Here is a 14,243-nt window from a genome sequence, read left to right as displayed (position 1 = left end):
GCGAGGCGCCGAACCCTTCAGAATGGGGGTCGGCGCCTCGCGCTGTTAAGAGTAAATATAAGAGTGAATAGTAGGGGAGTGGTGGCTAGTATTAGCCGCGCACTATAGATAAAACAGAATATTCCCTGATGGCTATATAGCCTAGTGGACTATCCAAAAAGCTGAACCTAGCGGCCGGAACTCGTAGCCGAAGGCTTCGCGGAAGATTCCGCAGAACCGCTCGCAGACGGACGAGCCGAAGCACTCGCAGAAGCCGAAGCAGATGCCTCTGCCGCATCCGACGCCGACTCCTCCGGAGATAGCGGCGTACCGTCCGCATGAACACCAGCCAGCGCCGGAGTCACACCATTCACGAAGCTCAACTTCGCCTGCTTGAACTGATACTCGGGGGAGCAGGTCAGCTTGTACTTCGAATTCGCCAGCTCGCGAATCGACTTCACATAATTCTGAGTCTCCTCATACGGGGGAACACCGCCGTACTTCTCCACAGAACCCGGACCCGCGTTATAACCGGCGAGAACCACATCCTGCAGCTCATCCTCATTGGAGGCGTACTTTGCCAAACGAGTACGCAACTCAGCCAGGTAGCGCGCCTGCGCCGCAATCGCATCGTGCGGGTTCAGAACGTTACCGCCATTGCCGAAGCTGTAGTGGCCGCCGCTCCACGCATCATCAGTGAACTGCGCAATACCCTTAGCGCCCTGGTGGGACACAACGCCCACACGCCAGTGGCTCTCAGTCTCAATCTGCGCCGCCAGCACGCCGGGACGGAAACCAGAGACCTTAGAGCCCTGCTCAAAATCGGATCGGAGAGCCGCCGGAGCATACGAAAGCTCCGTCATACCGCAGTAGTCGTCATAGGTGGCTGCCAGACCGGCAACACCGCCACCCAAAAGAACCGCAGAGGCAAGAATCTGCCAATGCGCGAGTGCCCCGGCGAGAAAGCGAAGCGGGAAAGCTTTACGCTGCCGAGGAGAAGTCTGTTCATCCGCAGAAGCGGAAGTGTGGTTGGAGGCGCTCGTAGCGTTACGCTCGGAAGGGGCGCCCGAAGTGCTATCTGCCATTCCTATAGACTAGCGCACCACCCCCTCTCCTGGCTAAGAAAAGTTCGCCCATGAGGCTAAAAGCATAGTTTGCCGCAGCGCGTGTAGGCTCCTGCGGGGGCGTTTGTATGCGCTTCTGTGCGGGCGCAGAAAGACGGTATAGAAAGACCCCGACCGGCGCATCCAATCACAGGATGCACCGGGTGGGGTCAATCTCTCAGCGGGCGTTAGAAGAGCCCTGTATAAGCCACTAGCTCCAGCTTTTAGCGGTCAGTCACCACAATCTTGCCGGCGGCGCCGCGCTCCATCTCCGAGAAGGAGTGATTCACGAACGTGTACGTGCCGGATTCCAAGAACTGCATCTCCACGAAGCCACCCTGGGCGGGTGCCAAATCGAGTGCCTGGCTGTGGCCGTCACGGGTGCCGAACGCATCCGCGCCGCGGCGCATCAGGTAGCCGCCCTCCTTGTAGACCGTGTCGAACTGCGAACCGACCACGTGGAAGCTCGTGCCATGGTTCGGGCCAGCAGCCATCACCCAAATACGGATACGCTCGCCCTTCTTCACCTGCAGCGGCTTCGCCTTGTACTGGGTTGCGTGGCCGTTGAACATGGTCAGCGTGGGGGTGCCAGCCGCGATCAGCTCCGGCGAGTTCTCCGCCAGCTTGTTACCGTCGGAGGCGGTCTTGCCGGTGTCGTGCAGGTACGCCTCGCCCTGAACCATCACGTACTCGTGATCGACCGGGTCAAGGTCGGCAGGGTCGATAATGACCGCGCCGTACATGCCCTGGGTCATGTGTAGGCTCAGCGGGGCGGTACCGCAGTGGTACAGCCAGATGCCGGCGGCCTTCGCCTCGAAACGGTAGACGAGACGCTCACCGGGGGCGATGGTCTTCATCGTGTTATCGGGGGAGACCATGCCCGCGTGGAAGTCCAGCGAGTGGCCCATCGTGCCGTTGTTGACGAGTGTAATTTCAAAAATGTCGCCGACCTTGCCGCGCAGAATCGGTGCCATGTTCTGCCCGTTGAACGTCCACATGTGGACGGTCACGCCGGGCGCTACCTCGCGGTCGACTTCCTGCACGTCCAGGGTGACCTTGCGGACGGTCTTGCCGTTCACCTGTTCTGCGGTGTTCGGCGCCGGGATGTTCGGGTCGCGGTACTTGTAGCCGCTACCGGGCGCTGCAGACATGTCAATCTTGCTGTTCGCAACGGTCATGAGGGTCGGGGTACTACCCGACGCGGCGTGGTTGTGGGTGCCCGCAGAACCGTGGTTGTGGCCGCCCTGTGCCACCTGGTTTGCGGAGGCGCCGGTCGCCTTCACCTTGAACACCATGCCGAGGGAGCGGTGGCCCGCTACGGAGCAGTAGGCTTCCTGGTCGGCGCTGATGATGCCGGCGTCGACGGTTTTCGTTTCGCCGGGGTTGATGGTGCCGGTGGTTGCGCCGTTGTCGAAGGTCAGGTCGTGGGTCATGCCCTGGTCGTCGTTGGTGACCTCGACGACCAGGCGGTTACCGGCGGGGACCTCCACCTCTGCGGGGGTGAAGCGGTAGTTGCTGGTTGCCTTCACCTTGACGGTGGTGGTCTGTCCGGTCGCAGCTACGGAGCCCGACGAAGAGAACGACGGCAGGTTCAGCGCGGACGGGTTCACCGCAAAGCCCAGCAGGAACGCCATGGCCACCGCGAGTGCCGCCTGGAAGCTCTGCTTGGCGTGCGGGACGGGTTCGGGGGTGAGCGCCTCCTGGGTGAAGACGGGCTTCTCGCCGCGGGCGCGTGCCGCCATCATTTCCTTGCGGGTGTTCACGGACGCCTTCACGCCGCGCACCATGAGCGGAATGAACGCGATGAGCGCCAGCGCACCCACGATAGCGACAGCAATCTTAATGGACTGGCCCACCACGGAGCCGGGCATCATGAAGATAATGAGCGCCAGGTTCACGGCGGTTACGCGTGCCGCCGCGAAACGGCTGAACTCCTTGTTGGAGGCGCGCACCACCGCCGGGCCGCCGCCCATACGCTGAGGCAGCAGGTAGCTCATTGCACCGAGCAGCAGCTGCAGCAGGAAGCCGACCACGAAGATGGGGGTGACGGCGCGCATGTCCAGCTGCGCGAAGGGGGTGGTCGCCACCATGTACGCGGTCGCCGCTACGCCAACAATCAGCCAGAGGAAGCCCATACCGACGCTCATGGGCGGGTACTCGTTCGGGCGCTTGGTGCGCAGGGTACGCACCATCACCCAGGCGACAATGAGCAGGCCAACCAGGTAGACGACCAGACCCGCAGCAGCGAGCGGACGCATCCCCAAAATCGCGCCGACAAGGGTCAACACCAGGCCGCCGCACATCAGGTACAGGGCGCGCAGGCTGTGGGTGAGCGCCTTATCGACCATCTTCGTGCGCAGCATGGTCGGCCAGAACGTCACCAGCGTACCCACCGCGGTAATACCGACGAAGCCGAGTACGTTCACCGCCTCGTGCGCGAGCAGGAACTGCGAATGCAGGGTGCCGGACAGGTTCGGGTAGGCAATCATGCCGCCAAACGCCGCACCGAGGGGCAGCAGGAGTGCCGCAACAATGTAGAAGCGAATGGTTACACCGAATCGCGACGGCAGAGCCTGACGCACCTGCTTCAGCAGATAGATGCCGTGCCAAGCGACCATCGAACCGACAATGAGCGCACCTACCACCGTGGCGGCGTACAGTCCGGGCACGCTCAGCTGACCGACCATGCCGATCATGAGCACGAGAATACCGGCGTTCAGAATGAAGATGCGGCGCACCTGGGTGCCGCGGTGCTCGTCAGGGATTTTGATCTTCATGAGCGCTTCGGTGAAGTGCTGCGACCAAATCAGAATCGAGTTCGTAATCAGGCCGAGGGTGACAATATGCACCATCAGCCAGCCGCTATTCGGGATGAACTTATGCAGCAGAAGCACGGCGATAAGGGTAAACATCCAGTGAGAGACCGGCTTGGAGGCGCGACGATGCCACGTACCGCGACCGGATGCGCGGCGTGCAATCTCTTCGGGGGTGAGGTTCGCGCCGGGTGCCTCAGCGGGGCGCATGCCGATGCTCAGGCCGGAGGAGCCGCCTCCGGAGACGTTCGCGCCTGCGGGCTTGCCGCTCGTGTTCTCGCCTTCGGGTGGGGTGCCGAGATGTTCACTCACGTGATCACTGCTTTCACTGCTGGTTGTTCGTGGACGTCGGTGTGCGGGGCACCGTCAGCCCCTGCGTTGGGGCGGGTGCCAATAAGCCCATTATATTGCCCGGTTAGTACCAATTTTGAAGACATTACGTGCATATGAAGGCGGCTCATACCGTGATAGTTCTGCTTGCGCACCTGATTGCGTACCCGAGCGAATCTGCCCCTATGAATCTGCCCGAGCGAATCTGCTCCTGGGATTCTTCTCCCCGATGCACCCTTCACAGGTGCGCGCGATAAACTATTAGGATTCCAAAATCAGATGCCCGCCCACCCTAAGCGCGCATCCGCCGGCACCAAGGTAAGGACAAGCACCTCGTGACAAGGACTGATTCCACTACCCCCGTGTGGGGAAAAATTGCTATTGCGGCACTCATCCTCATCATTGGCGGTGGATACGTCGTCAAATTGCTCACTAACCCCTTCGCCGGTATGGATTTCTCCATCTACCGCCTGGGCGCGATGACCATTTTCGATAACGAGGGCTTCACCCAGGACCTGTACTCCCCGATCCTGAACGATCACGGCGAGATTAAGCCGCCGTTCACATACCCGCCGTTTGCGGCGATGCTGTTCTTGCCGTTCGCGTTCCTGCCCCTGGAGGTCGGCAAGGTCATTATGGTGGTCGGTTCGGCTGTGGTGGCGTGGTGGATTTCCACGATCATTTACAACTATGTGAATGCGCGCGGCCGCGAACTGCCCCTGCAGCAGTACTTTGGTCGTGCCGGCACGATTGCGGTGCTGACTATTCTTGTGGTTTCGGCGGGCCCGTGGCAGCGCACCCTGGACCTGATTCAGATTAACCCGTTCATTACGGCGCTGATTCTTGCCGATTTTGTGCGCCCGGCAACCCGCGTGCCGCGCGGCGTGCTGATTGGTATTGCGGGCGGCGTGAAGCTGACCCCGCTCGTTTTTGGCCTGATTCTGCTGGTCCGCCGCGACTGGAAGGGCGTCGCGACCCTGGGTGCGACCTTCTTCGGCACCATTGCGCTGGGCTTCATTCTGATGCCTAAGGATGCGCCGGAATTCTGGTTCTCTGCGCTGACGAACCCCTCGCGTGTGGGTGGCCTGAACTTTGTGGATAACGTCTCGATTCAGGGCTGGCTGCTGCACTTCGGCCTCTCTGAGAGCGCCGCGAAGCCTGTCTACTACGCCCTGGCGCTGGTCACGATTGTGCTGACCGCAGCGCTGCTGTACCAGCTGGAACGCCGCGGTGCCGCGCTGGCGCAGGTGGCGGTGACCGCCTCCCTGATGGTGGCGCTGTCGCCGATTAGCTGGTCGCACCACAACGTGCTGCTGCCCCTGCTGGCGTTCGTGTTCATTATGGATGCGTTCCCGACCTATTTTGCGGTTCAGCCTGCGTGGCTGCGCGTGACGGCGATCGTGTTCGCGGTGGTTGCGGTGCTGGGCCTGTACATTTCGCCGATTAAGATTGCGTCCTGGTTCCACGGTAGTACCGATGGTTTGGAACAGTTGGCTCCGGGTGCGTTGGCGGTGTCGGCTATTCCGGCGTTCTGCCTGTGGGTGACGATGACGCTCTGGTCTATTGCCGCCCTGAGCGCGCCGGTGCGTGGCGCGAAGGTTGAGCCCGTGCAGTACGGCTCCGTGCGTAGCGATGCGCCGCTGGGCTGGTGGGGCGCTCGCGCCCTGGTCGCTGAGAGTGCCGAGTCTGTGCGTGCCGCTGCTTCCCGTGAGGCAACCGCGTGAGCCGCGAGAAGGAACTAGAAAAGACCCCTGTGAATACTGATAAGAACACCGCAAAGACTGCAGAGAAGACCGCTGAGAACACCGAGGCGGTAGCCCCTACGATTCCGTGGGCTTCGGCTTCCGTTGCTGTTGAATCCGCGCCGGTTGCGGAACCGGCTGCTGAGAGCTCTGAGTCTGTTGTGGAGCCCGCCGCAGAGGTAGCCGCAGCTACGGCAGCCACCGCGGAAAAAGCGGCAAAGGAAGAAGCCACCACAGAGCCCGCAAAGCCTGCGCGTCCCTGCTTCTTTGACCGCATCCCCGGCCTGCGTAGCGGCGCTCTCTGGGCGCACCTGCTGTTCATCCTGGTTGCCCTCTACGCCTTCGACTACGTGACGCACGCGGCGGCTGACGACATTTACGTCTACCGCCTGGGCGCTATCTCCCTTGCGGACGGCCCGGACGGCTACCAGCTCTACACCTTCCGCACGCGCGGCTTGCCGTTCACCTACCCGCCGTTTGCGGCGCTGCTCTTCTACCCGCTCGCGTTCCTCACCGAGCCGCAGAGCATGCTGCTGATTACCGCCATCATTTGCGCGCTCAGCTACTGGTGCGCGTACCTGCTGTACTCCTACGCGCGTAGCCGCTCGTGGCGTCTGCCGCTGCAGAAGCACGTGGGTCATTGGGGTATGGTGTCGCTGATTGCGGCGCTGATTTGGATGTGCGGCCCGTGGCGTTTGACCACGCATTTTGGGCAGATTAACGCCATTATTCTGATGCTGATTCTTGCCGATTTTATGCGCCCGGCAACCCGCGTTCCGCGCGGCGTGCTGCTGGGTATTGCGGCGGGTATTAAGCTGACCCCGCTCGCGTTCGGTCTGCTACTGCTCATGCGTAAGGACTGGAAGGGCATCGCGACCCTGGGTGCGAGCTTCGCCGCGACTGTGGGTATCGGCTTCCTGGTGATTCGTGAGGAGTCGTTCACGTTCTGGTTCCACGCGGTGCGTGACACTTCGCGTGTGGGTTGGTTCAGCTACTTCGATAACGTGTCGATTATGGGTGCGCTGACCCACGCGGGCCTGCAGCATCACCTGACGGCGACCGCCCTGTCCGTGGTGCAGGTGGCGTTGACCCTGCTGATTGTGCTGGTCACCGCGGTTCTGCTGGTTCCGCTGATTCGTGCCCGCGCGCTCATGGCGCAGCTGGCGCTGACCGCGTTCATGATGCTGCAGATTTCGCCGATTAGCTGGTCGCACCACAACACCTGGTACCCGCTGATGCTCGCCGCCGTGGTTATGGAGATCTTCCCGCTCATGTACCAGCGGGTCAGCTCCTTCGTCTTCACGCTGGCTGTTATCTTGGCGACCGCGGCGCTGGTGGGCATGTACATTTCGCCGTTCTGGATTGTGCTGGCGTTCTCCCCGCACTTCAGCTCGGATCAGATTCTGATGGTGCCCGAAGGCTCCCTGGGCCTGATGGCGGGTACCATGCCGTACCAGCTGATGTACCTGTTTATTCTGGTGACGTTCTTCGTGTACCTGGCGAATCGTCAGTTGGTGGGGCGTGCGGCACGCACCGCAGGCGCCGAACTGGCGGAGGCGAAGTACTCCCGTTAAGGCGGCGGGCGCCTCCAGCAGGGTATAAAACCTCACCGGGCATAAAAGTATCCCCCGCACCCATCACGGATGCGGGGGATAACTTTATGCACAACCTGCTGACCTAGTCAGCCAAGCTACTAGTTAGTGCCGATGCTCCAGGTAATAGCGGAGTCGGTACGAACCTGCAGGTAGCTCTTGTTGCTCTGAACCCACTGTATGTTGCTCTTCACGGTCGGGATGGTCGAGGAGAAGAACGGGTCGTTCTTGGTCGCGTTCAGAACGGTGAAGCCGCGGGTGGTCGGGCCGCTGGTCTGGAACTCCATGGTCGCCTCGGTGCCTTCGTAGGTGAAAGCGTAGTAGTTCATGGTGCTCTGGAACTTCTCCCCCTTCTTGTAGTGGGGTGCGGAGTCTGCATCGTAGACGCGGATGGTCCACTCGCCCTTACCGGTCAGATCCAGCTTGCGGGTGGGGGTGGAGTGGCTGCTCGCGTCAATCCACGCGGTGCCCTTGATCTCCTTGCCGTCGCGGCTGGAGTCGAGAACGCTCACACCCGAGGTGAGGTTGCCCTTGTCGTCACGGCTGGTGATGAAGGCGTTGACCACGCCCTCTGCGGGCTTGAACTCGTAGTAGATCAGGCCTGCGGACACATCGCCCTTGATCTTCTCAATGTCGATGGTGTCCTTGTTGTCGGCGACGGTCTTCTTGTATTCCTTGAACTCGCCCTCGGGCATCTTCGCTTCAGCAGCAGCGATGGGCGCTGCGGAAGAAGCGGAAGTACCTGCCGCCGCGCTCTCGGATGCGGGAGCTGCGGAAGAAGCTTCAGACGAAGCCGCCGCGGAGGACGCCTCAGCGGAAGTAGCCGCCGCGCTCGATGCCGCCGCAGAATTGGAGGCGGGGTTCGAGTTACCGCGCGGAATCAGCATGACAATCGCCAGGATGAGAACAATCAGCAGAGCCAGCGCACCACCGATAACACCCCAAATCTTGGTGCCGGAGAACAGGCCCTTCTTCTCGGAGCCGTCCTCGCCCTGATCTGCGGGCTCGGTGACGTAGGGGTTGCTCAGCGCCACGGTTGCCTGGTCCTGATCAGACACCTGACCCTGGTAGGGCTGCTGAGCGTTGTACGGCTGACCCTGGTAGGGGTTGCCCTGGTACTGGCCGCCCTGTGCGTTCTGACCCTGGAAACCCTGGTCCTGGTAGTTGCCACCCTGGAAGTTCTGGCCCTGGAAGCCTTCAGCCTGGTTCGGCTGGAAGCCGTTCGGTGCCTGACCCGCCGGGATGAACTGTGCGTTCTGGTCGCCCTGCACGTTCTGACCGGGCTGTACGTTCTGGCCGGGCTGTTCCGAGAGGTTCACGGTGCGCTCGGACAGGTTGACGGTGCGCTCGGTCTCGGGGGTGTGGAACTCAACGAGCGGGGAGTTCTCGATGGTGTGGGGAGCCTCAGCTGCGGGAACCTCAGCGACCGGCTCGACTGCCGGCTCAGCGGCAGCGGGTGCCTCGGGGGCAACCTCGGCGACGGGCTCAACAACAACGGGTTCTGCAACCGGCTCGGATGCAACAGGCTCAGAGAGCGCGGGCTCGGCAACCGGTGCCTCAACAACGTGCGCCTCAACGGACTGCTCGGAAGCAGCCTGCTCAGTAACAACAGGCTCGACAACCGGCGCTACGGGAGCCTCAACAGCGGGCTCTTCAACTGCGGAAGACTGGGACGCGAGAACCTGCTCGGGCAGGGCGGTACCTGCCAGCGGAACCTGAGTCAGGTGACGCATCGGCTTGGGCTCGGAGGATTCCTCAGCAGACTCCTGAACGGACTCAACTGCGGGTGCCTCAGCCTGGGGTGCCTCTACCTGCTGTGCTTCAATGTGGGATGCCTCAGCCTGGGGTGCTGCAGCCTCCGGAACCTCAACGATCTGCTCACCTTCGAGCTCAGCGGCGAGCTGCTCCAGGTCAACGTCCTCAACGGTCAGCGGTGCCGCAACCTCGGCGGGCTGCTCAGCCTCAACAGCGGACTCAGCCGCGGGTGCCTCAACAACGTGCGCCTCAACGGGCTGCTCGGAAGCAACCTGCTCAGCGACTACGGGCTCAGCGGGAGCCGCCTCGGTAGTGGGCTCCTCGGGAATCAGCGGCTCAATAGTAGCCTCTTCAACCTGAATGGGTTCGGGCTCGGGCTCTTCGACCCACAGCTGCCAACCTTCAGGAACGGGACCCCACGCGGGGTCGGGGCGCCACGTAGGAGTGGGGGCCCATCCGGCAGGAGGAGCGGGCCAGTTGGGCGGCGGATTGAAGACGAGTGCCATAAGAAAGTAGCCTTTCTGGTGCTGAAAAAACACCCCGGAAGAGCGGTCATCAGCGACTATGTATATGAGCGTATTATCGCTTCAAATTATGGCATAGGTTCAGAAAATGAACCCTGTGAATGGTGGGTTTTCAGCCGTATTCACGGCTTTTTCAATGGTTTTGAAACAATCCGTATCAATCAGCACTTGAAGGTTTCAGTATGCCCGGTCACCATCGAGCCCGCGAAGGCTAGGATTAAAGAATGAACACGACACCGCCTCCCGCACCCCCGCAGGTAGCACCCGGAACCCCCGCGACTGCTACTGTGCCTGCCGGTCTTGCCTACCACCGTCTCTCCCACGCCGACCCGAAATCCCGCTGGTTCTCACCCCTGCTGGAAGGTCTGCTCGGCGTCGCCGTATTTATTGGCCTCAACCTAATCATTTCAGTTGCCCTGGCTGTGGCGATTATGGGTTCGGGACTTTCCCTCCAGGATGTAGCTACGAACCGCGCCGTCATTATGGAACACCCAGCGCTGTTCGCCCTGACCTTCCTTTCCCTTATCGCGATTGTGCCTTCGCTCTTTCTGGCGCGCCTGGTCGTGGGCCCGAAGCCCTGGGGTCTGATCCATTCGGTGGCGGGCCGCCTGCGCCGCTCGCTGCTGCTTCCGTACCTGGGTTTGAGCTTCGCTGTCTACGGCATCTACTACGCTGTGATGCTGGCGTTGAGCGGTGAGAGCCTGCCCGAATACCGCTATTTTCAACCTCCACAGGTTGAATTTTGGGTTTATGTGGCGATGATGCTACTCCTGGTACCCGTGCAGTGCTACGCCGAAGAGCTCGCCTACCGCGGCTTCATGATGCAGATGCTGGGCCGCTGGCTCCGCACCCCCTGGCTGCCGATTGTGCTGCCTGCCGTACTGTTCATGCTCTCCCACGCCTACGACCCCTGGGGTCAGAGCACGATTCTCGCGATGGGTATTTATGCGGGTTTCCTCTGCTGGTACACCGGCGGTCTGGAAGCCTCCATCAGCCTGCACGTAGCAAATAACGTAATCCTGATGCTGCTGTCCATGGTGGCTGGACTGGATCCGTTCGCCTCCGAGGGCGTGACCCCCGTGGATGCGCTGCAGGGTATCGCGCTGGAAGGTGTGTACGTGGTGCTCGCCTGCCTGATTTTCAACGCACGCGCTCGCCGCGGCGAGGTTTCACGTGAAACACAACCGATAAAGGTTGATAAATAGGCTATATGGCGGGCTGCTCTAGCTCGACTACCCAGCCCGCCCGCCCCGCTCTATTCGAGCCTCACCAGGGCTATTACTCCATGTTGCGTGGACTATCAGCCCCGGTCACCCCGTCAACACCCAAGAAAAGGTAGGGTTAAACCATGACTGTTGATGCTGTAAAAAATATTGAAGACCTCGCCGCATTCGTGGCGGAGTCGCCGGTCTCTTACCTCGCCGCGCGCACGGTAGCGCGCCGCCTGCAAGCAGCGGGCTTCACCGAGCTTGTAGAGACCGAAGCATGGGACCCGCAGGTCGCAACCGGCCGCCACTTCGTCGTCCGTGACGGCGCGATTATCGCCTGGGCTGGCGGCGCGAAGGCGCAGAAGGCAAGCGGCTACCGCGTGCTGGGTGCGCACACCGACTCGCCCTCCCTAAAGGTCAAGCCTTCTTCCTCCATCACCACGAAGGGCTGGCACCAGATTGCCGTGGAGAATTACGGTGGTGCACTGCTGAACTCTTTCCTGGACCGCGAGCTGTGCGTGGCGGGCCGCCTCACCGTCCTTGAGGGGGGCCAGCTGAAGGACCGCCTGGTGCGCACCGGCCCGATTGCGCGCATCCCGCAGCTGGCACCGCACCTGGACCACAAGCGCAACGAACTGGTGCTGGACAAACAGTTCAACATGTACCCCGTGTGGGGTGTGGACCCCGCGGAGAATGACGTGCTCGGCTACATGGCGAAGCACGTGATTGACGGCGAGCCGGTCGACCCGGAAAGCATTGTGGGTTACGACCTGCTGTTCGCTGATTCGCAGCCGCCGCGCCGCTTCGGTGCGGATCAGGAGCTGTTCGCTTCGGGGCGCCTGGATAACCTGTCTTCGGTGCATGCCGGTTTGACCGCTCTGGAGCGTTACGTTGCAGATAATGCGGATGAGCACGCTACCGAGACTGTGATGCTTGCGGCGTTTGACCATGAGGAGCTTGGTTCGGAGTCGCGTAGTGGTGCGGCGGGCCCGTTCCTGGAGGATATTTTGGTGCGCCTGTCCGCTGCGCGCGGTGAGAGCACGGAGGAGTACCGCCGTTCGGTGGCGGCGTCGTTCTGCCTGTCGGCTGATGCCGGTCACCTGGTGCACCCGAACTATCAGGGTCACCACGACCCGACCGTGCAGCCGCTGCCCGGTGGTGGCCCGCTGTTGAAGATTAACGCGAACCAGCGTTATGCGACGGATTCGGTGGGTGCTGGCGTGTTTGCTGCGGCGTGCGCGAAGGCTGGTGTGCCGTATCAGGAGTTCGTGTCGAATAACAATATGCCGTGTGGTTCGACGATTGGCCCGATTACGGCGACTCGCCTGGGTATGCGCACTGTGGATGTGGGTATTGGCCTGCTGTCGATGCATTCGATGCGCGAGATGTGCCATGTGGACGATATGGCGTACATGACTCGCGCGGTGGAAGGCTTCTTCCGTCTCTAAATTGAACCCCGCTGAGGTATGAACAGCTGGGGTGTGGGCGCCGGGAACGTAAGGTTCCTGGCGCCCTTATTTTTTAAAAATTTTTCGGGGGTGTCCACGAAGAGTGACGAGGCAAGAAGTAATATCTGGGTTTTCCTCATACAATAGAGAGCAAGTAAGAGTAAACGCTAGATTGCATTTCTAAATATTTTGTTCTTCTTAGGAGAGAAATTTTATGGAGAACCTCGATACTAATATTGACCCAAATATTCCAGAATCACGGGATAAGATTGCTGCGTGGGTTAAAGCAGTGGGGGATAGTGCAGAATCACAGGGGCTAGAAGTTAAAAGTAGCCTTGAATTTTCTAGAAGTGAGCGTAAAAAATCATTTGCGAAAATAACTAAGTTTATTTTGGCATCCGCAAACCGTGACCAAAATCATGCAATGAGAGACTACCGGGGATATGGAGTGATGCTCATTGGTGTTACTAAGGATGAGGTATGCGGTCTTGAGAATATACCAGAGCAGCATGAGTTTGAAGGAGCTGCAAGAAGCTATTTTGGGTCCGCAGTTCCAAAGTACCGCTTTGTGACTCATGCTTTCGAGGGCAAAAATCTTCTGTTTGTAATTGTTGATCCTCCAGTGAATGGGCAAGAGATTTATGTATGCTCTGGAAGTTACGACGCTGATAAGCGTGTTGATCAGCTCAGGGATGGCGCGATTTATTGTCGTGAATCAACGCAAACAATCGAGGCAAACTCTGTTCAAGTTCGCGACATGATTAATCGATTGCTTGGTGGATATGTAGATATTAATTTGGGTGTATCTGAGATTTTTGCAGGACCTCGTGTTGATGCTGATTTTCTTAAAAACTTGTATTCTTACCCCAAGGAAAAATATAATGAATTCTTGCGGAAAAAAACTATTGAAAATAAAAGATCTAATTCATTATGGGGAAATAGCTGGATAATAAAAGATCCTCTACATCATATATCTGTTAAGGATATGCTTGAAGCGTATAGAAATGATGAAAAACGATATGAAGAATGTTTTAATAGGCTATTGGAGTTAAATCTTAAACCAGCTATATTCTCGGTCATCAACACTGGAAGCAAAGTGCTAGAAAATCCTTTCATTGAATACAGGTTCTCAGGAGATGTCTATTTGGTAAATTTGGAGGATGAGGATTATGAATGTAAAGACTTTGAGATATTTCCATTCATGGCGGTACCACAATACTATTTCATGCGCCCCTATGGGTTAATGAATATTAGGTCATCGAACTTTACTCAAGTTGGTGATTCGAGGGTTGTAACCTGGCGACCTGGTTCTATTAGTCCCGGGCAAACTGTAACTTCAGAAGAGGACAATATTGGAATATTTGTAAATGGAGATAATGTGAATACGAGTGTTTTTTATCGTGTGACTGACCCGAATCTCCAGCGCCCCATTGAGGGGGAGATTAATGTAAGTATGATTAATGTTGACCCCTCTAACATCTTTGAAAATGTTGAGTTTTGAAAAATGAAATTGAGGGCTTTCCTAATGATTTTAAATAATTATTTATTTCCTTAGTTAATTTTTAAACAATTTCCGCTATACACCTTGCTCGTTTCTTGAATAGGGAGTGTGAAGGGCGCCGGGAACGTAAGGTTCCCGGCGCCCTTATTTTTTAAAAATTTTTCAAAATTTTTCGGGGGGGGGGGGGGAGGTTTTACCACTTGAAAAGGGTTGATGTTTGGTGTAAAGTAACCCCAAAAACCTAAAAT

9 protein-coding genes are annotated in these 14,243 nt (G+C 58.9%); 5 read left to right on the top strand and 4 right to left on the bottom strand.

Annotated elements, in window-relative coordinates; translation table 11 throughout:
- Positions 1-167: 167 nt before the first annotated feature.
- Positions 168-1,064 (bottom strand): lytic transglycosylase domain-containing protein, encoded by an 897-nt coding sequence (locus RWZ58_RS07145; protein WP_314658159.1) that lies wholly within the window; start codon positions 1,062-1,064, stop codon positions 168-170.
- Between the two features lie 242 nt (positions 1,065-1,306).
- Positions 1,307-4,207: a multicopper oxidase domain-containing protein gene (locus RWZ58_RS07140; RefSeq protein WP_314658158.1), complete on the bottom strand. Its 2,901-nt coding sequence runs from the start codon at positions 4,205-4,207 to the stop codon at positions 1,307-1,309.
- A gap of 353 nt (positions 4,208-4,560) precedes the next feature.
- Between RWZ58_RS07140 and RWZ58_RS07135 the strand changes: the two genes are divergently transcribed.
- Both RWZ58_RS07135 and RWZ58_RS07130 read left to right on the top strand, forming a co-directional pair.
- Positions 4,561-5,949, top strand: coding sequence for a glycosyltransferase 87 family protein (locus RWZ58_RS07135; RefSeq protein ID WP_314658157.1), 1,389 nt, complete (start codon positions 4,561-4,563; stop codon positions 5,947-5,949).
- Positions 5,946-7,541 carry a glycosyltransferase 87 family protein gene (locus RWZ58_RS07130; RefSeq protein WP_314658156.1) on the top strand — a complete coding sequence of 532 codons (1,596 nt, stop codon included), beginning with the start codon at positions 5,946-5,948 and terminating at the stop codon, positions 7,539-7,541. The genes RWZ58_RS07135 and RWZ58_RS07130 overlap by 4 nt, the downstream gene beginning before the upstream one ends.
- A 119-nt stretch (positions 7,542-7,660) precedes the next feature.
- Here the strand turns inward: RWZ58_RS07130 and RWZ58_RS07125 are convergent, their stop codons facing one another.
- The gene (locus tag RWZ58_RS07125; protein ID WP_314658155.1) at positions 7,661-9,820 is read right to left on the bottom strand and encodes a hypothetical protein; all 2,160 of its coding nucleotides are present in this window, start codon (positions 9,818-9,820) and stop codon (positions 7,661-7,663) included.
- Between the two features lie 242 nt (positions 9,821-10,062).
- Between RWZ58_RS07125 and RWZ58_RS07120 the strand changes: the two genes are divergently transcribed.
- From RWZ58_RS07120 to RWZ58_RS07110, 3 genes are all read left to right on the top strand, one after another.
- A complete protein-coding gene (locus RWZ58_RS07120) occupies positions 10,063-11,043 on the top strand; it encodes a type II CAAX endopeptidase family protein (RefSeq protein ID WP_314658154.1) in 981 nt (326 codons plus the stop codon).
- 143 nt (positions 11,044-11,186) lie between these two features.
- Positions 11,187-12,494: a M18 family aminopeptidase gene (locus tag RWZ58_RS07115; RefSeq protein ID WP_314658153.1), complete on the top strand. Its 1,308-nt coding sequence runs from the start codon at positions 11,187-11,189 to the stop codon at positions 12,492-12,494.
- Positions 12,495-12,708: 214 nt separating this feature from the next.
- Positions 12,709-13,995, top strand: coding sequence for an RNA-binding domain-containing protein (locus RWZ58_RS07110; RefSeq protein ID WP_303987503.1), 1,287 nt, complete (start codon positions 12,709-12,711; stop codon positions 13,993-13,995).
- Between the two features lie 50 nt (positions 13,996-14,045).
- Here RWZ58_RS07110 and RWZ58_RS07105 read toward each other — a convergent pair.
- A partial coding sequence (locus RWZ58_RS07105) for a hypothetical protein (RefSeq protein WP_314658152.1) occupies positions 14,046-14,243 on the bottom strand: 198 nt, incomplete at its 5' end.

The organism is uncultured Rothia sp., from assembly GCF_963544205.1.
Lineage (GTDB): Bacteria > Actinomycetota > Actinomycetes > Actinomycetales > Micrococcaceae > Rothia.
The sequence above is the reverse complement of the archived record's forward strand: the minus strand, read 5'-3'. Positions and strand labels throughout refer to the sequence as shown.